This window comes from Bacteroidales bacterium, assembly GCA_013314715.1.
GTDB lineage: Bacteria > Bacteroidota > Bacteroidia > Bacteroidales > GWA2-32-17 > Ch61.
Genome location: JABUFC010000001.1, coordinates 12,894 through 34,843, shown reverse-complemented (window position 1 = coordinate 34,843; position 21,950 = coordinate 12,894). Strand labels below are relative to the sequence as shown.

At 34.5% G+C, this 21,950-nt stretch carries 16 protein-coding genes; 5 read left to right on the top strand and 11 right to left on the bottom strand.

The genetic code is table 11. The annotated features are described in order from the left end of the window. Positions 1–19 precede the first annotated feature (19 nt). Both HPY79_00120 and nuoE read right to left on the bottom strand, forming a co-directional pair. On the bottom strand, positions 20–1,186 hold the full coding sequence (locus HPY79_00120; GenBank protein ID NSW44224.1) for an NADH-quinone oxidoreductase subunit E: 1,167 nt from the start codon (positions 1,184–1,186) through the stop codon (positions 20–22). 26 nt (positions 1,187–1,212) lie between these two features. Next, positions 1,213–1,677 (bottom strand): NADH-quinone oxidoreductase subunit NuoE, encoded by a 465-nt coding sequence (gene nuoE / locus HPY79_00115; protein ID NSW44223.1) that lies wholly within the window; start codon positions 1,675–1,677, stop codon positions 1,213–1,215. A gap of 313 nt (positions 1,678–1,990) precedes the next feature. Here nuoE and HPY79_00110 point away from each other — a divergent pair, with 313 nt between their 5' ends. From HPY79_00110 to HPY79_00090, 5 genes are all read left to right on the top strand, one after another. Beyond that, positions 1,991–3,178: a site-specific DNA-methyltransferase gene (locus HPY79_00110; GenBank protein NSW44222.1), complete on the top strand. Its 1,188-nt coding sequence runs from the start codon at positions 1,991–1,993 to the stop codon at positions 3,176–3,178. After that, complete coding sequence (locus HPY79_00105) at positions 3,159–4,022, top strand: restriction endonuclease (protein NSW44221.1); 864 nt, start codon at positions 3,159–3,161, stop codon at positions 4,020–4,022. The genes HPY79_00110 and HPY79_00105 overlap by 20 nt, the downstream gene beginning before the upstream one ends. A gap of 354 nt (positions 4,023–4,376) precedes the next feature. After that, entirely contained in the window at positions 4,377–5,351 is a 975-nt protein-coding gene (locus tag HPY79_00100) for a 4Fe-4S binding protein (GenBank protein NSW44220.1), read from the top strand. A gap of 40 nt (positions 5,352–5,391) precedes the next feature. Further along, entirely contained in the window at positions 5,392–5,856 is a 465-nt protein-coding gene (locus HPY79_00095; GenBank protein ID NSW44219.1) for a GatB/YqeY domain-containing protein, read from the top strand. 11 nt (positions 5,857–5,867) lie between these two features. Further along, positions 5,868–6,995 (top strand): pyridoxal phosphate-dependent aminotransferase, encoded by a 1,128-nt coding sequence (locus HPY79_00090; GenBank protein NSW44218.1) that lies wholly within the window; start codon positions 5,868–5,870, stop codon positions 6,993–6,995. A gap of 152 nt (positions 6,996–7,147) precedes the next feature. Here the strand turns inward: HPY79_00090 and HPY79_00085 are convergent, their stop codons facing one another. The 9 genes from HPY79_00085 to HPY79_00045 form a co-directional block, all read right to left on the bottom strand. After that, a complete protein-coding gene (locus tag HPY79_00085) occupies positions 7,148–7,357 on the bottom strand; it encodes a hypothetical protein (protein NSW44217.1) in 210 nt (69 codons plus the stop codon). 6 nt (positions 7,358–7,363) lie between these two features. Beyond that, the gene (locus tag HPY79_00080) at positions 7,364–11,842 is read right to left on the bottom strand and encodes a gliding motility-associated C-terminal domain-containing protein (GenBank protein ID NSW44216.1); all 4,479 of its coding nucleotides are present in this window, start codon (positions 11,840–11,842) and stop codon (positions 7,364–7,366) included. A 19-nt stretch (positions 11,843–11,861) separates the two neighbouring features. Beyond that, positions 11,862–12,779, bottom strand: coding sequence for a type IX secretion system membrane protein PorP/SprF (locus HPY79_00075; GenBank protein NSW44215.1), 918 nt, complete (start codon positions 12,777–12,779; stop codon positions 11,862–11,864). Between the two features lie 53 nt (positions 12,780–12,832). Next, complete coding sequence (locus HPY79_00070; GenBank protein ID NSW44214.1) at positions 12,833–17,545, bottom strand: gliding motility-associated C-terminal domain-containing protein; 4,713 nt, start codon at positions 17,543–17,545, stop codon at positions 12,833–12,835. 19 nt (positions 17,546–17,564) lie between these two features. Further along, entirely contained in the window at positions 17,565–17,894 is a 330-nt protein-coding gene (locus tag HPY79_00065; protein ID NSW44213.1) for a hypothetical protein, read from the bottom strand. Positions 17,895–17,994: 100 nt separating this feature from the next. Beyond that, entirely contained in the window at positions 17,995–18,888 is an 894-nt protein-coding gene (locus HPY79_00060) for a hypothetical protein (protein NSW44212.1), read from the bottom strand. A gap of 106 nt (positions 18,889–18,994) precedes the next feature. After that, positions 18,995–19,873, bottom strand: coding sequence for a serine acetyltransferase (locus HPY79_00055; protein NSW44211.1), 879 nt, complete (start codon positions 19,871–19,873; stop codon positions 18,995–18,997). Further along, positions 19,863–20,129 (bottom strand): DNA-binding protein, encoded by a 267-nt coding sequence (locus HPY79_00050; protein NSW44210.1) that lies wholly within the window; start codon positions 20,127–20,129, stop codon positions 19,863–19,865. Before HPY79_00050 ends, HPY79_00055 begins: the two co-directional genes overlap by 11 nt. A gap of 69 nt (positions 20,130–20,198) precedes the next feature. Further along, positions 20,199–21,947 carry a two pore domain potassium channel family protein gene (locus HPY79_00045; protein NSW44209.1) on the bottom strand — a complete coding sequence of 583 codons (1,749 nt, stop codon included), beginning with the start codon at positions 21,945–21,947 and terminating at the stop codon, positions 20,199–20,201. Positions 21,948–21,950: the final 3 nt, after the last annotated feature.

Here is a 21,950-nt window from a genome sequence, read left to right as displayed (position 1 = left end):
TCTCTCCTATTATTTTTAATTAGTAAATAATTTCTTCTTTAAAATTGTCGATGATAGAAATGAAAGGATTAGCCACCGATTGACCCAAACCGCATTTTGCTGCAACTTTCATGCTGAGTGCTAATTTTTTCAATTCTTCAAGGTATGAAGCAGGGCGTTCGCCGCGTTTTACAGCTTCGATGCCTTTTAAAAGTTGTTGACAACCAACTCTGCAAGGTGTACATTGACCACATGATTCTTCTGTAAAGAATTCCAGATAATCTTTTAATACATTGTACATAGAACGGCTGCTGTTGAATAACATCATTGAACCGCCGGTAGGAATTCCTTCAAAACCGATAATGGTATCGTTGAATTTTTTGCGAGGAACACAATGTCCCGAAGCACCACCTACTTGTACAGCTTTGGTATCACCATCGCCAAATTCTTTAACAAATTCGTCCACCGACATACCTAACTCAAGTTCGTAGATACCTGCTTTAGGAGTGTCACCGGAAATTGAGAATACTTTTGAACCACGTGAATCGGTTGTACCTAATTCTTTAAATTTTGCAACACCGAAATGATTAATCATTGCAGTATAAACAAATGTTTCTACATTATTAATAACGGTTGGTTTGCCCATAAAGCCCGCAACAGTTGGATAAGGAGGTTTATTGCGGGGTTCACCGCGTTTACCTTCTAGGCTTTCGAATAAAGCGCTTTCTTCACCACAAATATAAGCACCGCTACCACTGCGTAATTGAATGTGAAAATCAAGACCGGCAGCTTTAATTTTAGCATTGAACTCATCTAATGATGCATTTAACTTTTTCAACAAGAAGTTGTATTCACCACGAAGATACATGTAACCTTCTTTAGCACCGATGCAGTAACCGCAAATAGCCATACCTGCAAATACTTTGGTAGCTACTGTATCGAGAATTTCTCTATCTTTAAATGTTCCGGGTTCGCCTTCATCAGCATTACATACAACATATTTTACTGCTGAATCTTGATTTTTGGTAAATTTCCATTTTAAACCTGTTGGGAAACCAGCGCCACCACGTCCTTTTAATCCAGAATCGATTAAATCGTTGATGATTTCATCCGGATGACGGGTAATAGCTTTTTTAACAACTTCAATGTCGTCTTGACAAGTTTTGCAGAAAATTAAATCTACTTTCTTTAAAAGTTTATTTTCCATTGTTCATAATTTTTTAGTTACACCATTTATTTTTGCTGATAAGACTGAATAATTTCAATAGCCTTTTGAACGGTTAACTCAGGATATACTTCGTCATTGACGAGCATAACAGGTCCTTTATGGCACCATCCTAAGCAATTAGCTGTTAAAAGACTAAACTTCTTATCAACAGTTGTTTCGCCAACTTTAATTTTCAACATATTTTGTAAAGCCTCAATAATTTCGTCTTTACCTGACATATGACAAGCAATAGTTTTACACACGCGAATAACGTACTTACCACGAGGTACCGTATCTAAAAAGGTGTAAAATGTTGCTGTACCATAAACTTCAGCAGCTGATAAATCGAATGTTTTAGCTACTTCAACGATGTCTTCGTCAGAAAGATAACGTTTTTCGCTTACAATCGCCTGTAAAGCCGGCATTAAAGCTGTACGCTCTTTTCCGTACTTGGCTGTTACTTTTTCAAGAATTCCTTGAACTTCTGTCATTGTTTTTACCTCCTATTTTTTTTTGTTAGTAAATTAACACTGTTATTTATTTAACACTAATTTTTGTTTTTTAATTTTTTGATTATGATAAAAGTAAGGAGGTCAAAAAGGCTCAAATATGATATTTATCAGTTCGAACTTTGTTTTACAGCATAAAATAATTTTATTGATTCTAAAAACTTATTCTTTTTTTAATAATAATAAAAACATCATTTTTGTGGTATATATAAATAAGGTATGACTATTAAAAAGAAATTTAAACGTGTTAATAAATTGTAAAAAATTTACTAAATTTGAAAAAAAAAAAAATAAAATGACAAAACTTGGCACATTAGACATCAATAAAATCCATCAGGGGGACTGCATTGAGTTGCTAAAAAAAATACCTGACAATTCAATAGATTTGATTTTTGCTGATCCCCCATATAATTTACAGTTGAATGGTGAACTTTTTCGTCCCAATCAAACAAAAGTTGATGCTGTAAATGATGCATGGGATAAATTTGAATCAAAAGAAGAGTATGACAAATTTACTAACCTATGGCTAAAAGAATGCCACCGTGTTTTAAAAAAATCAGGTAGCATTTGGGTTATCGGAACTTATCATAATATTTTTAGAGTAGGTACAATTCTTCAAAATATTGGTTTTTGGATACTCAATGATATTATCTGGATTAAGACTAATCCAATGCCTAACTTTAAAGGTACAAGATTTAATAATGCACACGAAACGTTAATTTGGGCAACAAAATCAAAGGAATCTAATTACACTTTTCATTATCATTCTATGAAAGTAATCAATGATGATTTGCAAATGCGTAGCGACTGGTTGATTCCGATTTGTCAAGGAGATGAGAGAATCAAAGTAAATGGGCAAAAAGCCCATTCTACTCAAAAACCTGCTGAGCTACTTTTCCGAATAATACTTTCTACTTCTAACCCAGGTGATATTGTATTAGACCCTTTTTCAGGTAGTGGAACTACTGCTGCCGTGGCTAAACGATTAGGTAGGAATTTTATAGCTTTTGACCGTGAAGAATTTTATGTCAAAATTGGAACAGAAAGAGTTGAAAAAATTATACCACTAAGCATACCTTTGCTTGAGTACAGAATCGAAAAAAGAAAGCCTAAGGTCCCTTTTGGAAATCTAATTGAAAAAGGATACATAAAAATTGGAGAGTATTTATATTCGAAAGATGAGAAATATAGAGCACAAGTCCAAGCAGACGCGTCCATTCTATTAGATGGAGAAATCGTTGGTTCTATTCATAAAATCAGCGCAAAAATTTTAAAGAAAGAAAATCATAATGGTTGGACATTTTGGTATATAAAAAGAGGGAACCAATTTATAAGCATTGACCAACTTCGTCACGATTATGAAAATAAATTTCTAAAATCAAGTTCGTCCGGTTATAATGAAATCCCATTTGAAAATAATATAGTTCACAAGACTGAAGAAAATTTTTTAATTTATGGCAATAATGAGATACAATCAGTTTAAACAAATTTTTAATGAAACAATTTTTGAGAAATCAAAAGCGGATTTGCTAGAAAAAATTGCAAGTTCACCTTCACGATATATTGGTTTATTTAGACCTACTAAACCTAAAGCAAAAATTTTACAAAACCTTTTACAATCTCACGAGATCCGTTTTGGTGATGCGTTTGAACGCGTCATTGAAGAATATTTACGATTAAAAGGTTGCGAAATTTTACCAAAAAGATTTACTAATAGCGAAGGTGATGTTCTCAATATTGATCAATGTTTTTGCAAGGACAGAAAAATTTATTTCATTGAACAAAAAGTAAGAGACGACCACGACTCAACCAAAAAGCGTGGTCAAATTTTAAACTTTGAAAAGAAGCTAGATATAATGCTTTTAAATTATTCAGAAGAAGAATTAATCGGAATTTTTTATTTCATTGACCCCAATTTGGTGAAAAACAAAAATTTTTATGAAACTGAATTAGAAAAAATGACAAAGGACTACAATGTAGAAACTCAAATCTTTTATGGTAAAACTCTTTTTGAATATTTGGGTTATGCAGACGTTTGGGAAGAAATTTTAGAGTATCTTGTGAAGTGGAAAAAAGAAATTCCTGAGTTGCCAGAAATAAATTTTGATTTAGACGCTCAAAAAACCTTTGAAGAAATTAAAGATTTAAAACCACTTGTGTTTAGAAAACTTTTAAACAATGATAAAATTTTCAATGAAATAATCTTAACATTATTTCCAGAGAAGAAAACCTTAAAATTACTATATGAATATTATTCTTCCTTCTCTGACCCAATTTCAATATATAAAATACTTGCAGAAAAACTATCACAAAGAATTTCTAGTTAAAGAAATAAATATATGAATTTTACATTTTTTCATAACCTATTTCCAAAAAGAAAACAGCACATAACAGCGGTTTGGCGTAATAGCGGGTGCATTGGTTTGTATGACAGTTTTGTGTAGTTTCAAGTGCAGTTCTTCGATTGCATCCCGAAGTATCGGGATGCTAAAAATCCGTCACAACACCAAGTCACAAACCGATATAAACAATACATGATGAGGCTGTCTCAAAAGTAAGAATTTTGAATGGTTTTCGATATTCTCAAAATTACAACAATCTAATTATCAATAAATAATATTATTAATATTTAAACAGAAATGCAAAACAATAATCTTTTGAGACAGCCTCAAATTTTATATATGAAATCTTTTTTAAACCATAAAACCTTTGTAGTATCTTTTTTTATTTTAGCTTTTCTAATACCTATTTATAAATACGTAACTATAAAAGGTCAATCGCTTTTATTGATAGAACGTTTTTTTCCTATGAGTGGGTGGATTGAAATTTTTATTTTAGCTATTTATGGAGGATTTCTATTCAATCAGATGATAAAGCAACAAACTAAATTCAGAACTTTAGCATGGTCTGTTTTTTCTATCGTCTTTTTTGCACAATTGTTTTTGGGCATATTAATTGACCAGCGTTTTTTAATGACAGGAAAACTTCATCTTCCAGTACCGGCCATTATTATTGGTGGACCTGTTCTAAGGGGTGAAATAGGTTTTATGCCTATTTTATTTTTATCAACTGTTTTAATAAGTGGTCCAGCTTGGTGTTCACAATTGTGCTATTTTGGAGCTATCGATAATTTTATGGCGCACGGAAAAAGAAAAAATAATATTCAACTTATTTGGAATCTTAAATTTTCATTTTTTGTTCTTTTTATTTTAGCTGTAATCATATTACGTCTATTAAAAGTCTCTAATTTAATGGCTACCATATTGGGCATTGCTTTTGGCTTAATAGGACTTATTATTTCTTTTTACTTCTCTTCAAAAAAGAAAACTATGATGCACTGTAGCTATTGGTGCCCTATTAATTATTTAGTAAATACTTTTTCGTTCATTTATCCTATTAAAATTAGAATCAATAATAGCTGCGATAAATGCATGGTTTGTACTAATCATTGTAAATATTTAGCTTTAACACAAAAGTCTATCTTTAAACACAAGACTACTATAAGTTGTACCTTATGTGGAGAGTGTTTAACCAGTTGTCATAAATCTGCACTAGAATATAGATTTTTTAAATACAAGGGCGAAAAAGTTAGAATATTTTGGATTGGGTTAACAGTTGTTATACATGTTATTTTTTTAACCTTGGCAAGAATATAATTGAAAACGATTTTATAATTTTACAAAAAAAATATACACTATGGGAAAATATTCTGAAATTATCAATGAAGACATAAAAAAAGCCATGTTGGCTAAAGAACGTGATAAACTAGAAGCACTTCGTGCTTTAAAATCGGCTTTTCTTTTAGCAAAAACTGAAAATAGCGAACATGAACTTACAGATGAAAAAGAAATTCAAATTATTCAAAAACAATACAAACAACGCATTGATTCTGCCGAAATGTATAAAGCTAATAATCGGATGGAATTAGCCGAAAAAGAGCTCAACGAAGCTAAATACATTGCATTGTATATGCCTCAAGCTCTAAGCAATGTAGAATTAGAAAATGAAATTAAAACAATAATGGCTGAAGTTGGCGCTCAAAACCTTGCAGATTTAGGTAAGGTAATGAGCATTGCTTCTAAAAAACTTGCTGGAAAAGCCAACAATAAAGATATTGCCGATAAAGCGAAACAATTATTAGGTAATCAATCATTAGGTTAAAGCATTAGATAATGAAATACGTATTACCCGAAGGATCGCTTATTAGCTTTTTTAGTAATAAGGTTAAGCAATTTGGTGGTATCAATTTAGCTCAAGGAATTCCGGGTTTTGCTCCACCTCAGCAACTAATGGAAAGCCTTAGCAATGTAGCATTAAACCCTAAGATTCATCAATATGCCCCAGGAGTGGGTAATTTCCAACTACTCGATAAACTGTGCGAACATTATCAGTCGTATGCGGTTCAACGTGAACATTTATTAATTGTACAAGGGGCAACCGAAGCCATTACACTTATTTATTTATATTTGAAACAAAAAATCGGGACTCTAAATGTACTTGGGTTCGATCCTGTTTACGAATCGTACAATAATTTACCGCGATATTTTAACGACCACTTTTTCCCGTATAACCTTCATGATAATAAGATTGATTTTAAGCAATTTGAACAGGATATTGTTCAACATCGCATTCATTTAGTTTTTGTAAACACACCCGGCAACCCATACGGAAAGATATTCAGCAAAAGTGATATTGAAACGATTATTGCCTTGTCGCAAAAATATCAATTTTATATTATTATCGATGCTGTTTATCGCGAACTTTATTTCAACGAGCCACCTTATATCCCTATTGACACAAATAATCCATGGATATTTTATGTTAATAGCTTCTCAAAACTGTTTTCCATTACAGGATGGCGTGTAGGTTATTTTATTTGCAACGCCAAACACATGAAGCATATTCGTTCCTTGCATGATTATACAGGTCTTTGCGTTGCCAACCCAATGCAAACAGCTTTAATCGAATATATACTAAAAGCTGGCATTGTTAATAATTATGTAGTAGAATTAAGAGAAAAACTTAAAACTTCATTTGATAAACTTCATCAAGCCCTTAAAGAATTAGGATTTGAAATTCCGCCTATTGATGGAGGGTATTTTATTTGGGCAAAACTCCCCTCTCCGTATGATGATGGATTTAGATTTGCCATAGACCTCTACGAACAACAAAAAGTTGCTATTATTCCAGGAATCCATTTCTCACCCAATGGAAAAAATTTTGTCCGTTTTAATGCTGCAAGAGAATTAAATGAAATTGAAGCTGGTATTGATGGTTTGAAAAAGTTTATCCAAAATTAATCAAGAGGAGGCGAATTACGAGCCGAACTACTTGATTTAGTTGTGATAACCCCGATTTAGTGATTGTTTCAATTCCAATTTTTGGAATTGATTACAAGCACTTTATCGATTACTTTTTTTTTTAATGCATAATCTGGGTTTCTTCTCAAATATTAGCAACAATGCCCAATGTTTTGCATGGGTGGACACTTAACAGTACCATAAGAGCAAAATACACAACAATCGCCTTCTTTCGGTTTGATTATTTTATTACAATGGGTGCATTGATAAAAAAATTGACATGAATCTTCGGGCATGCTTTCTTCTTTTTGAAAGCCACAATAGGGACAAGTAATAACAGATTGTAATTGAATTGCTTTCATTATTTTTTAACGTACTATTGAAACAGTTCCAGTATAAGGCTCTTCGCCATTAAAAACATTAATAATGTATAAATAAGTACCCATTGGTAAATCTTTACCTTTATATGTACCGTCCCATTGTTTACTTGCATCTAAATAATCGATACCATTACCTTCAAATTCAAATAACTTATCGCTCCAACGATTATATATTTCAATTTTAACTTGCGAAAAAGCCTCTATGCCCTTTATCTCGAAACGGTCGTTTTTATTGTCGTTATTAGGTGTAAACAATGAAGGTATGATAAAATCAGCATTGATATCACTTTCGGCAATAGCTGTACATCCCGCTAAATCAGTAACAGTTACACTGTAATGCCCCGACTGCGTTATGTGCAATAAACTATCTGTGCTATTATTTGACCACACATAACTATATGGTGCAACTCCTCCATCTATCTGAACATTAGCCATGTGGGTTGTTGGATTATATAAAATATTAACTGCAGCAAAAGCACTTGAAACAATAGCAAATGTATCAATAACGCTACACAAATTAGCATCTGTAATGGTTACTACATAGTTTCCACCCGATAAATGACCTTGTGTCGGTGCATTGGCAGCTCCATTGCTCCAAAAATAAGAATAAGCGGGTGTTCCACCTGTAACTGTTAAATTGATATATCCGTCATGATTATAATTACATAAATAGTGAGTATAATCAGCCGATACAGATAATGCTGCAGGTTCTATAATGGTATATGATTGCACAATGGAACAACTATTATCGTCGGTAATGGTAACAGCATACATGCCTTGCGACAAATTGTAAATATTTTGCGATTGGCTTTGATTGCTCCATTCGTAATGATAAGGCTGTGTGCCTCCAGTAATATTTATTTCGATGCTACCATTTTGCTGACCATAACAGCTAATATGCGTAATTTGATAGTTTGCCATTAAGGCCTGGGGTTCACTCACCGTAGCACTTTGAACATTGCTACACGAATTTGCATCTGTTACTGTTACTTCATAAACTCCACCAGGTAAATTTTCCAAAGGATTGCTAGAAGAGCCATTGTTCCATATAATAGAATAAGGACTCACACCTCCTTGAATATTGGCAATAACAGAACCATTATTAGCACCATTGCACGAAATGGAATTAGAACTTAGGGTTACAATGAGCGGCAAAGGTTCTGAAATTGCTTCGCTTGCGACAGCCGTACAACCATGATCGTCGGTAATTGTAACTTCGTAATTACCTGCTGATGATGCCATTAAATTTGCATTAGTATTACCATTACTCCACAAATACGTATATGGCGATGTACCACCAGAAACAGAAGTTAAAATACTGCCATCGTTATATCCAGCACAAGAAACAGGAAACGATTGAATTTGTACGTCCAATGGCTGAGGCTGAGTGAGTGTAACTGAAGCACCTGCATTGCAACCATTAGCATCTGTTAAGTTCAACACATAAGTTCCTGCTGCAAGGTTGGTTAAAGTGGCGGCATTGCTTCCGTTACTCCATTGATAATTATATGGAGCAGTACCTCCTGTAACTTGAGTTTGTATAACGCCATCATTTGTTCCAAAGCAAGATATTTCAACCGTTGTAGCATTAATAACCAAACTATCGGGCTGCGTTATGGTAATATTTTGAATAGCTGTACATTGATGCGAATCAGTAACAGTTACGGTATAAGTTCCAGCTGCTAACATTGTTTGTATAGCTTGTGTAGAGCCATGAGCCCACGAATAGCTATAGTTAGGCGTACCTCCTGTAACTTGCATCGTAATAGAACCGTTAGTTAATCCATAGCACGTAACATTTACAGCATTGTAAAGAGGATTGAGCACAGCAGGTTCGGTTACTGTAACTGAGCTAACAGTTTGGCAATTATTTTGGTCGGTAACCGTAATAAAATAAGTGCCTGCACTAAGCGTATCAATAATAGATACTACATTATTGGTTCCACTGCCACTTACACCATTCGACCAGCTATAATTTAAGTTTCCTGTTCCAGTAGCAGTAAATGCAGCTTTACCATTATGTAAACCATTGCAAGAAACGTTATTTATAACATTAGCAGTTACCGAAGGAGCTCCAATATTACTTATGGTAGTAGATAAAACTTGCGTGCATCCAAAATTATCGGTAATAGTAACCGTATAGCTTCCTGCGGATAAATTATTTATAGTAGTAGTGGTTTGTCCATTGTTCCATTGAACCTGATAAGGTGTTATACCTCCGGAAATATTTACGGTTGCACTACCATTATTATTACCACAAGCAGCATCGGTTTTAGTTATACTTGCAGTTATGGCAGTTGGGAAAGTAATGGTTTGAGTGGTAGTTGAAGAGGTGCAACCATTTGCCGAAACCTGCAAACTTATAGTATAGGTTTGACCTGCTGTTCCGGTTATGGTGTGAGGACCTTCGCCCGTGCCGGGAATTGCAGTAGCTCCTCCAAAATTCCATGTATAATTTGACCCGCTAATAGGTGTTGCGTTGTATGAAACGGTTCCGCTATTGCCATTACATACAGGATTAGATACTAAGAAATTCGATGATGGAATATCATTTACATTTACAGTAGCTTCGTAACGATGCCCTGTACACTGGGGATTGAAAAAAGCCACATAATAGGTCGTGGTATCATATAAGGTAGGTGTTGTATATGAAGTTCCGGTATTGAACGAAGTTCCTCCCGATGAGGTGTTGTACCAATAAAAATTACCATATCCTGTTGGAGAAGTAATGTTTATGGTAGCCGCATTGCCATCGCAAATAGTTGGATTAGTAGCCATAGGAACAGGTTCACCAAGTATATATGCATATGGAGCATAAGTAGCGGGTAAGGTAGCAGTTATAGTTCCACTACTTGCTGGTGTAGTTGTAGTAAGCACATAATTCCACGAAGGGTTAGGCGGAATAGTTCCTCTTATAACCGAAATCATACATTCTTGCATTCCACTTTGAAAATCCTGACTCAAATTATAATTAAACTGAACTGAACCTGTTGGATTACCTGCATCGGGCTGAATTTTTGTCCAATACGAAGCATAATAAGTACCGCTATTGGCAATACTATCTTCATTTACTAATATCCAAGTGGTTCCTGTAGCATTGGTTAAATTCAGCGTCAAAGGGCGATATTTTTTGAGAATACTATTTGAAACACCTACCGGGAAAACATAATTAGCATTTGAAACAGCTCTCTTTAAAGTTCCTGCTATGTAACTAGTTGCCGAATATGCCGTAAGCGACGTAGCAATATCGTTATTCGACAAATATAATTCATAACTATTACTACCATTTCGTGTATATAAAATTCCATTAGATAGATTCAGTTCATATGTTAATGTTACATTTGAACCCAATTTCACTCCTGCTCCCGAATTGTCGATAGTAAGCTTATAAAGCGAATTATTACCGGGGCTTAATAATTGAGGTGTAGTAACATTGCTACCATTCATAAGAACCCTACCGGTGCTTGCTATAAAAATTCCTGTACCGCTACACGTAAAATCTTTGGCTACATATAAACGATGAGCTCCATTTACATCGTAAGTTCCATTATTAACAGAAAAATTATTCAATACATAAATATTCCCATTGGGGTTATTAGTTCCGTCTAATTGCAACACTTTACCCGAAGTTTTATCGCAGGTTAAGTTCCAAAATGGATTGGTAGATGGATTAGCGACAAATATGGTTTGATTGTTAGGCTGGCATGAGCTATAGGTATCATATTTAATAATAATAGAACTATTATTACAAACAAAATTTCCATTTGATGTCCAATTACCATATAAATAAACAGTCTTATATCCACCGTAAACAGTAGCACCCGCATTAATTACTACATGGTTAAGATAAAAACTATAAGATCCTTTTAAACTATCAATTCCATCAAACGTAACAGTAGCACTTGGGAAGCTCTGCGAATTACGGTTAAAAACACCATCGGCAATAAAATTTCCTTTTATGGTAGTATTCGTCTGATGCAGGCTAACACCTTTTCCGACTGTATTATTTGTATTGGTTGAACGTAAATGATAAAAAGTGGGTGCGTTTCCCAGCATTCGCTGAGCATCGTTTCCATTAAAAACAACTGTACTGGTAGCATAGTTAAATGTGCCGGAAAGAGTAAAGTCACCTGTCAATTGAATGATGCCGGAATTTCCGTTTAGCGTTCCATATATTTCTAAATTTCCACCTAACCCACCATTACCATTTAACGTTAATGTAAAGGAAGAAAGACTTAACGTCCCTCCGGTGTTTATTTTCAGTTTGTAAACGGTTGCATTGACATTTAGTGTAATAGTAGCACCGTTTACAATAACAACCGAGTCGCTCGATGAAGGGACAACTCCCCCTACCCATGTAGATGCAGAATTCCAATTCCCTGTTACGGCATTACTTGTTACGGTAGCAGCAGTTAAATGGATTGAAATAAACATCAACCCCACTAAAATGGCGGACAAAATTTTCATAATAATTTTCTTTAAAAGATTAAAGCAAGCTTGAGCCTTTATTTTTACCTTCGAACACATTAAATCCTATAAGAATTTCATGACTTCCGTTGCTATAGTTTTTAATACTGGTAAAAGTATAATCAAAAGCATATCCGATATAAAACTTCTTAACTTTAAGGCCTAACATCGCAACCAAATCCTTACTTGAACGGTACGACAGGCCAAACCAATACATACTTCTGTAAATAGCTTTTGCATTAATATCCACCTGCCATGGACTTTGGAAGGTTCCTTTAAAAAGCAAAGAAGGTTCAAGTTCAAAATCTTCGCTTAACGAAAAACGATAACCGGCTAAAGAATAATAGTGGCGAATAATTTTGTTTTTATCAACCGCATTGCTATCGCCTAAATCAATTTTAAACTGAATAAGTTGTGTGGCAGATACACCTACATAGTATTTATCGTTGTATAAATATGCACCAAAATCAGCATCGGGGACAAACTTTGTGATTTTCCCATGACTTACAGCCATATCGTTTTCATCAATGGTAACCAGGTCGCTTTCGTCAAATTTAAATTGAAATGCTTTAAATGCTAAACCCAAGCCTAATTTAGAATTGATTCCTTCTAATGGTAAATGATAGGAACCGGAAACTTGAATACCGGTTTCGCTTAATGGTCCAAATTTATCATTAAAAATAAAACCGCCTATTCCTAATTTTTGAGCTTCCATTAAATAATGAGCACTTATTGCTTGGGTAGAAGGAGCACCTTTAATACCAGCCCATTGTTGACGAGCCGTGATTCGAATAGGAAAATAATCAACACTACCTGCAATACCTGGATTTAGCAAAAAGCTATTAAACATATATTGTGAATATAAAGGCAATTGCTGAGCATTCGAAGCTAGTGCCATTATCATCATTAAAGATAAAAAAACAAAGTACTTTTTCATAGTTTTAAAATTTATGCAAATTTAACATTATTTTTTAAACATTACCAAATATTTTATCGAATTATTGATACCGTTCCTGTAATAGGTTCTTTATCGTTATGCAAATCAATAATATACATATATGCTCCCATCGGCAAGTCTTTACCATTATATTGTCCTTTCCAACGTTTATCGGGTGATGCATATTCTAAGCCGGTTCCATCAAACGAGTAAAGTAAATTTCCCCAACGATTATATATTTTTATGGTTAGTTTTGGATAAGCTGCAATGTTGGTAATTTCAAAATCATCGTTTACTTTATCGCCATTGGGAGTAATACAAGTAGGAATTTTCAAAGGAACATCGTGGTTGTAACTTGCAATAGCCGTACAACCAATGGCATCGGTTATGGTTACACCATATAAACCTGTTTCTGTAAGAGTAATAATGGTATCTGTTATTCCATTACTCCATAAATAAGTATAGGGCGAAGTGCCACCCATAACATTAACTTCAGCTTGCTGTGTAGTAGCATCAAAAGTTATAGTAGGCACAATAGCAGAACTACCTAAGATAGTAACAGTTTGTGTTTGTGAACACTGATGGGCATCTTTTATAGTATAAGTATAGGTTCCGGCACCGATATTTTGAATATTGGCTGTTGTTGCTCCATTTGACCATAAATACGAATAAGGAGTAGTTCCACCTGTTATACTTAAGTTGATGTAACCGGTAGTTGCACCATTACATAATACACCTGATTGGTTATGAGTTACAACAAGCTCAGATGGTTCAGTAACAGTATAAGCATAAACCCCATTACATAAATTTTGGTCGGTTATGGTTACAGTATAAGTTCCTGCATTGAGATTGGTAATAACCGAAGTTGTTTGACCACTACTCCAATTATATGCATAAGGAGCAGAGCCACCTGTTACATTCAACGATATACTTCCGTTTTGCAACCCATAACAGGTAATATGATTGATGCTTGGCTCTACATTCAATGCCGAAGGTGTATTTAATGTTGTAGAGGCAGTTTTGGTACAACCATTAGAATCGGTGATGGTAAGTGTATAAGTACCTCCAGGGATATTCGTCAAGAAAGGACTCGAAGAACCGTTGCTCCAACTATAAGCATAATTGGGGGTTCCACCTGAAACCGTTGATTGAATGCTTCCATTGGTTGTATTAAAGCAAGTTGGGTCTGTAGTAGTTAAGCTTATTATAATCATAGTTGGCTGACTAATAGAATCGATTAATACTTTTGAGCAATTATGTGCATCCGATACGGTTACAATATAAATACCTGCAGCCAAATTATTAACATTTGCGGTATTCGCACCATTACTCCAATTGTAACTATATGGTGAAGTTCCACCCTGAACGGTTAAAGCTATTGAACCATTTTGCTCACCAAAACATTGAATATTTTGTTTAAAATCATTTACAATAATATCAGATGGTTGCGTAAGTGTAACTTGCGAAGTTGCCTGACAATTTCCATTATCTAATACTAAAATATTATAAGTTCCGGGCGCTAAGTTTGTAAACACACTGTCGGTTGTTTGGCTTCCGCCATTTAGAACATAATAATTTGCACCCGTAGCATGAACAATAATTTGTCCATTCGTTTGTCCATAACATAAAGGATCCATTGCATCAATAGATAAAATCTGTGGTCCTTGTGTATTTTGAATAGTAACAGTTTGGCTAGCAGTACATCCTGCTGCATTTCTAACTACCACATTGTAAATACCTGCATTTAATCCTGAATAACTATTGTTTGAAGAGAAATTAGTTCCGTTGTTAATCGAATACTCTATCGGAGTAAGCGAACTACTTGCCGTAATAGTAATAGTTCCATTAGGAGCATTACAATCAGTTACAGGTGTTGTCTGAATATTATTGATAATTGGTAATGGATGAATGGTTAATAACAAACTATCTTTTGCAATAGTACATGGACCATTTGCATCTGGATCATTCGTTGTAACAATTAAATACACATAACCCGAAGCGATATCGTTAGCTGATGGGATATAAAAAGTATTTGGAATAGTTGCATTGGTAAATGTTCCTGAGCCGCTAGTGGTCCATAAGACCGTAGAAGCTGTTCCACCCAATGAAGCTGAAATATTAACTTGTTCTCCAGCGCAGCCTTCTATATCATTACCTGCATTTACCGTTGCTTTTCTATTAATTTGAATGTAAACAGAATCTTTTGCAACACTACAAGGACCTGCTCCATCGGGATCGTTCCCATTTAAATATAACCATACAAAACCATTTTGTATATCATTATTCGAAGGAATGTAATTTGTAACAAGACTGGATGTATTAGCAAAAGTTCCATTTCCAGACGAAGTCCATAAAACAGAAGTAGTACCACCTGACATAGTACCATTTATATTAACTATGCTACCTTCGCAAATAATTTGGTCGTTTCCAGCATTAACAATTGAAGCTTGATTTATATAAATAATCATCTGATCACTAACTGAAGGACAAGTATTCGGTGGATCGTTGGTAGTAGCAGTAAGTATTACAGAGCCATTAGCAGCATCGGATGCACTTGGAATATAGGTTGGTGTCAAAGTACCTGCGTTGATAAGCGAACCCGTTCCATTTGAAGTCCAAGTAATCGATGAGGCGCTTCCCCCTATACTTGCTCCTGTAATTTGATAATTTTGATTAGAACAAATAGTGGCATCGCTTCCGGCATTGACCGTAGCAGCTTGATCAATAGTAACAGAGTTTGAATATGAAGCAGACGCACAACCACCTGAAGCGGCTATTGTATTGGTTATTGTGTAAGTTCCTGGTGCACTAAGAGCCAAATTTATCTCGCCTGTGTTAGCATTAGCAAATACTAAGCCAGACGGACTTGCAGTATATGTTCCATCGCTACCTGTAGTATGCGATGGCAAAGGATTAGATCCCGATTGACAATAAGGACCAGTATAACTAAACTGTGCATCAAATCCATTGGTAATAGTAATCGATGCCGAAGAGCTATTTGGACAAACACCTCCAATAGAATAAGTTACCGTATATGTACCAACGGTACTCGATGCCAAATCGATGGTTCCTGTCGAAGAATTTATACTTAAACCAGCGGGTGATGATGTAAATGTGCCTCCTGGTGTATTGACGGTTGGAGTAGGATTAGTTCCTGTTTTGCAAAATGAACCCGAGCCATACGAGAAGTTTGCATTGGGCAATGCATTAATGGTTAAGTGCATTACATCCGAAGCTGCTGCACAAGGACCTGTTGTTGTAATAGTAAGATTAACACCACCGGCTGAAATATCGGCTGCACTTGGTGTATAAGTTGGTGATGTTGTATTGGCATTACTAAATGAACCACTACCGCTAGTTGTCCATGTACACCCGGTAGCACTCCCACCATAGCTTGCTCCTCCTACTGTATAGGTTTGACCTGCACAAACTGATGCATCTGAACCTGCATTTGCAGTAGCTAGTGGAATAACATTTATTGTTTGCGATTGTGAAGCATAGCATACACTACTATTCCCAACCGTATATGTAACGTTAACATTACCCGACAAGCCACTTGGGTTAAAATTATTTCCGCTTACACCCGTACCCGAAAATGTGCCACCTGTATTTCCGGTTATATATCCATTAAGAGCAATTGTTCCATTCGAAGCGCAAATAGTACCCGGACTATTCCACGAAGCATTCCAAGGATTGGTAACTGTAATTACCGTAGATGCAGAACCTGAACAATGATAAGAGCCTGAACCTTGGTTGTCCCAGTTGTAAGTTATAGTATAAGTGCCAGGTCCCGATTCATCGGCCCAAAAGCCCGCCAATCCCCATGAAGCATAATATAACCCAGATGCAGAAGGAGAAATGGTCCAAGAAAGTATCCCAGCAGGGTGCCAGGTTCCATAATTGGTACAACCGGTAGGTGTTGTACCTGAAGCATAGGTAGTTCCATTGCCATCGTAAACGACCCAAGGCATAGGAGCAGTTCCATCTTGATTGCAAACTTGAATGGTATAATTTGCATTAGGATCTGCACCCGGACCAGGGAAATAAACCGTTAATTCGGTATTGGGGTCCATTAAGCCATAACCAGCTTGATAAATAACCTGACCATTTTCGTATATAGTAACGGCATTTTTAGCACCATTAGCACCGGTATTAAATTGAAAATATAGCGAAGGATAAATAGCCCCACCAGCAACAGCAGAGTCGTTTGGCAAAATATAAACGCTATCGCGGCATGTCATGGTAGTTACTCCTGCAGGGCTGGTATGAATACCCACAGTTGGACATGGAGGTGCAACAAAGGTAATAGACCAATTGTTAATAGTTCCGGCATCACCTGAAGCCAAATCGACTACATGCAAACGCCAAGTACCATTCGGATTTACACCTCTTGGCAATGTTTCTTCAGGGATAAAAGCTCCTGTAAAAGGCGCTGAACCCAGTGATATGCTTGTACTGGCAGAGTTTCTAAAAACCGTATTGGTAAAATTATCGCCACTACCTCCTCGTTGATTACATAACAAATGTTCATTATTTAATGGATCAACAATATAAATCACCAAATCAGCATCCCATGTATGCGTAATGTTTAACGTTACGTTTTCCAATATTGCCGTTGGTGAAATTCCAGACACATTAATATCAACATATACTCCACTGGTATTATTATCTGGAATAGCTGTTGCTGTTGTATTTGAAAATGTTTGTGCCCACAACGACGAATAGCAAAATATTATAACGAACCCTAGTATAATTTTTGTTTTCATATGCGTATCATTTTTAGGGTTATAAATTCAAATGTTTTATTTTTTCGAATTCTTTTGGATGTTTTTTTATCCATGCTTGTTTTTCATCGTGATAGCGTGCACCGTCCAATTTTGGATTACCAGTATCTTTGTATCGAGGAAAATCTTCGGGAACATTATGGGCTTTTAAATATGCTTCGGTTGGGTAGTTAGGCTGAATAACAGTTTTTTTCTCATTTACCTTCACCTTTTTTACGATTACTTTTTGCGTTGGATTTTTTGTGTTAAACTTATGGTTATCTTGCTGTACATTTTGTCCCATAATAAAAATAGGAATATACAGCAAAAAAAATACTAAAATTTTTTTCATAACACTCTCAATTTGGTTTATACAAATATATATCAATTTCAAATAAAAACAAAAAACCCCGCAAAAATTTGCGGGTTTTTTTTAAATAAGATTTAAAATATTATTGTTGTACTTTCACATCAATAGTAATGGTACCTTCTGAATTAGTGCCGTTAATTTGTGTAATAGCAGTTACTTTAACAAATCCAATTTTACCAGCAGCTGTTTTGAAAGCAACCACATCACCTACAGATAATTGATTAGCTTTAAGGTCAGTACCAAATGTAACACCTGAAATATCTGTTGTAGTAGATATATTAGCAAAATCAACACTAGGATTTTTTACAAATAATGTATTATTTCTAGTTTGCCAGTTAGCTATAGTTGAAAAATTAGCTACCGATGTAATTTGAGGATCAGCAGGAGCTGATAAGGTAGCTAAATTTGTGGAACCATAGTAATATGCAAAATCTACTGAAGCAGAATTAGCAGCAGCTTGTGATAATGTATAAACATGATTACCAACTGAAGCATAGAAACTACCTGTTGTTGCATTGTTTTGACCACCCATTAGTACGGCAGTATAGCTATTAAATGCACCAAATGGAGTACCTGTTTGACCCTGTACTTTGCTTACTGTAACAGTAATAGAAGCTTCTTGACCTTCTTTATCAACTACTTTAAATGTAAAAGAAATAGGATAGGTATCCGTAGGATGGAAAACTTCTTGGAAATTGTAGGTGTATGATGTTTGACCAGCAAAACCAGAAGGATTACCATAAGAAGTAGTTGTGGAACCTACGGTTTTTTTAATAGTAAATTGGTCAATTTCAGCTTCTGCTGTAACGGTTACGTTAAATGTAATAGTTGTGTCTGCAGTAGCAGTAACCGTATAAGCAGTTTTGTTGTTGGTTACTGTAATTTCAGGAGCTGGTTTTGTTTCATCTTTCTTACAACTTGTAAACATAGCAGCACCTGCTAAAACGATTAAAGAAATTGCAAATAATTTTTTCATAAATAAATAATTTTGGTTAAACTGATAGCAAAGGTAAAACATTTTTTCTAAAAAAATCAATATATAAAAATAAAATTATTACAAAAAAATGTTAATAAACAATATTTCAATGATTTAAAGTTGTTTTTGTGTAAGGTGGTAAGTCAGATGTTATCCATTGATTAGCTCCAACTATGGAATGATGCCCTATCGTAACTCGTCCTAATATAGTGGCTTCGGCATAAATAACTACATAATCTTCGACTATCGGATGGCGAGGTATTCCCTTTATAGGATTACCTTGTTCGTCTAATGGAAAAGACTTTGCTCCAAGTGTTACACCTTGATAAATTTTTACATGATTACCAATAATACATGTTTCACCTATTACAATACCTGTTCCATGGTCGATAGCAAAATATTCGCCTATTTGTGCGCCGGGATGAATATCAATTCCGGTTTCGGAATGTGCAAACTCGGTAATTATTCTCGGAATAACTGGAATATTTAATTTATATAACTCATGTGCAATTCGATAATTGGTAATAGCTCTAATACCCGGATAGCATTGAATAACTTCACTTGTACTTTTAGAAGCAGGATCACCTTCATAAATAGCAACCACATCTTTGGCTAATAAAGCTTGAATATAAGGTAAGCGACTCAAAAAAATGGCAGCTAACTCATGCGCATTAACTTTACATTCCTGACATTGATTTTTATTCAAATTCTTACAATCTAAACACAGTCCTGCATATATCTGCTCAATAAGTGAGTCATGAATAGAATCGAGTATATTTTCAATTTTAGACTTCCACGATGTATGCTTTGGTGGATCGCTATAATAACCCGGAAATAAACATTGACGAAGTAATGTAATAATTTCAGATAAGATATTTCGGTTTGGTAAAGGATGTTTTAAAGGATGTTGATATAACAAAGATTGCGTTAGTTCTGATTCTGCTAATTGTAAAGCAATTTCTTCGAGGCTCTTTTTAGTGTCCATTTTTTTCAACTGATGACTCTTCAATAATTTTAAGTGCCAAATCTAATATAGTGGTATCGTCAATACAAACAATCCCCCCATCGGGTCCTTGTTCGGTATGAATCCCTGTTGTAGATTGATTATTGTAAGAAGTTCCTCCAAAATAATTTCGTATTGTTTCTTCGGGTAAGTTTAATTTTTCGGCAATTTTTTTTAAGCTTCCCTCCGGCAGGGAATCTTTAATTTTTCTTAATTCGTTAAAAGTTAAAGTTTTCACAAAAAATATTTTGAACAAACATAAGTATTAATTTAATAACCAACAATGATGTTCATCAAAAAATAATTATTAACGCAATACTTTTCTTACAAATGCAACCGTAAAATATGACATCATAAACACACCGACAAAACCCTCTATTGAAGATAAAATACGACTTAAACCCTGGGGAAAAACATCGCCATAACCTATGGTAAAAAATGTAATGGCACTATGATAAAAGGATTGAGCAAAAATAGAAATATGATCGGGATTACCTACCGAAGACCATGTTTTTCCAACTCCAACATAATGCAAAAATGAAAACAATAATCCAAAAAAGAACCACAAAATTATAATACTATAAAAAACGCGTAAAGGCGAAGTTGCATATAAACCCATTTTATCGAATACTAAGTTCTGAAAACTTAATAAAAATTGTTTTGTTAAGCGTTTATACCATTTTTCGAACTGTATTTGTTCTTTTTTTAGAGCAAGTTCTTCACGTTTAAAGGCTACATATGCTAAATCTTCATCATCGTATTGACCAATGGTGTTAAAATTTTGTTTCAAAAGATTATACTGCCACGCTTTTTCGTATTTATTTTCGGTACTCTTATGGATCATTTCTTGAACCCCATTATTTTTCCATGATAAAAAAATCCGACCCATTAAACGCGTACCAAAAACATACAATGAATCGATACTTTTAGGATTTTCTTCGAGCGAAATATCGACTATATCTCGAATAAAAGCTCCCGATAAATTTAAAAAATTGCAGTGTAAAAGTCGCAAATCGCAATAACTATTTAGCTGACAAGCCTCAAACGATAAAACACTAAGCGATGACTTATAAAATGAAATATTTACCTGCTTAAAAATCGAGCGATTAAAGAAAATTTGAGCTTTTTTTAATTCGGCCTCGTCAAAATGAATACTCCCTTCTTCCATGTAAACTTGCTTAAATAGCCATTTACCTTCAATCATCTGAATTTCATCAAAATTCAACTCTGCTTTACCAATGATAGCTTTGTTAAAGTTTACCTTTGCTTTTCCAAATTCCGTTTTACTAAAGTCTATTAAGCCATCGCCCAACTCTGTCCGTTCAAAATTTAAATTTCCATCGCCAAATACGGCAAAACGAAAATCGATATTGCCTTTACCAAAAGAACATACCTTAAACGACAACTCACCATCGCCAAATGAACAATTTACAAAAGAAATATTTCCATCTTTAAATAAACTATTGCTAAATAGTATATCACCATTGCCCCAATAGGTGTATTGAAAATTTTTGTTACCAATTCCCCAAGTTGTATTTTTAAAATTTATAGTTCCTTTTAAAAAATTAGTATTATAAAAACTTACATTTCCATTAAAAAAAATAGCAGAATTAAAATTAACATTGCCTTCTTCGAACATTACATTATCAAAGCTCGTAATTCCTTTTATAAATAAAGCGTTTTCGAATGTAACGGGCTTCTCCTTAAAAATAATACCATTAAATATTGTAGCATTGTTTGCATAAAAAACTGCTGACTTAGCAGAAAAATTAAATATTTCAACTGATTCTTCGTCGTTTATTTGATATTTATTTTTATAATCAAGAATAGAGAAATTTTCGACATAAACATAATCTAAACACAATGCTTCATGATTATAAATTTTCTTATATATCTCATCAATGGCAATATACCCCAACTCACAATAGGCTATTTCCTGACCATATTCATTAAAAAAGCTTATAGACGCTGTTTGTATATACTCATTACCATCGAGAGTCTTAAAAGGCTTATCTTTTAACCTAACCTTAAAAGTATAAAAATTGTTAGGATACATAGT

Coding starts and splice junctions, on each gene's coding strand:
- HPY79_00120 (NSW44224.1), bottom strand. CDS start 1,186: ATGGAAAATAAACTTTTAAAGAAAGTAGATTTAATTTTCTGCAAAACT.
- nuoE (NSW44223.1), bottom strand. CDS start 1,677: ATGACAGAAGTTCAAGGAATTCTTGAAAAAGTAACAGCCAAGTACGGA.
- HPY79_00110 (NSW44222.1), top strand. CDS start 1,991: ATGACAAAACTTGGCACATTAGACATCAATAAAATCCATCAGGGGGAC.
- HPY79_00105 (NSW44221.1), top strand. CDS start 3,159: ATGAGATACAATCAGTTTAAACAAATTTTTAATGAAACAATTTTTGAG.
- HPY79_00100 (NSW44220.1), top strand. CDS start 4,377: ATGAAATCTTTTTTAAACCATAAAACCTTTGTAGTATCTTTTTTTATT.
- HPY79_00095 (NSW44219.1), top strand. CDS start 5,392: ATGGGAAAATATTCTGAAATTATCAATGAAGACATAAAAAAAGCCATG.
- HPY79_00090 (NSW44218.1), top strand. CDS start 5,868: ATGAAATACGTATTACCCGAAGGATCGCTTATTAGCTTTTTTAGTAAT.
- HPY79_00085 (NSW44217.1), bottom strand. CDS start 7,357: ATGAAAGCAATTCAATTACAATCTGTTATTACTTGTCCCTATTGTGGC.
- HPY79_00080 (NSW44216.1), bottom strand. CDS start 11,842: ATGAAAATTTTGTCCGCCATTTTAGTGGGGTTGATGTTTATTTCAATC.
- HPY79_00075 (NSW44215.1), bottom strand. CDS start 12,779: ATGAAAAAGTACTTTGTTTTTTTATCTTTAATGATGATAATGGCACTA.
- HPY79_00070 (NSW44214.1), bottom strand. CDS start 17,545: ATGAAAACAAAAATTATACTAGGGTTCGTTATAATATTTTGCTATTCG.
- HPY79_00065 (NSW44213.1), bottom strand. CDS start 17,894: ATGAAAAAAATTTTAGTATTTTTTTTGCTGTATATTCCTATTTTTATT.
- HPY79_00060 (NSW44212.1), bottom strand. CDS start 18,888: ATGAAAAAATTATTTGCAATTTCTTTAATCGTTTTAGCAGGTGCTGCT.
- HPY79_00055 (NSW44211.1), bottom strand. CDS start 19,873: ATGGACACTAAAAAGAGCCTCGAAGAAATTGCTTTACAATTAGCAGAA.
- HPY79_00045 (NSW44209.1), bottom strand. CDS start 21,947: ATGTATCCTAACAATTTTTATACTTTTAAGGTTAGGTTAAAAGATAAG.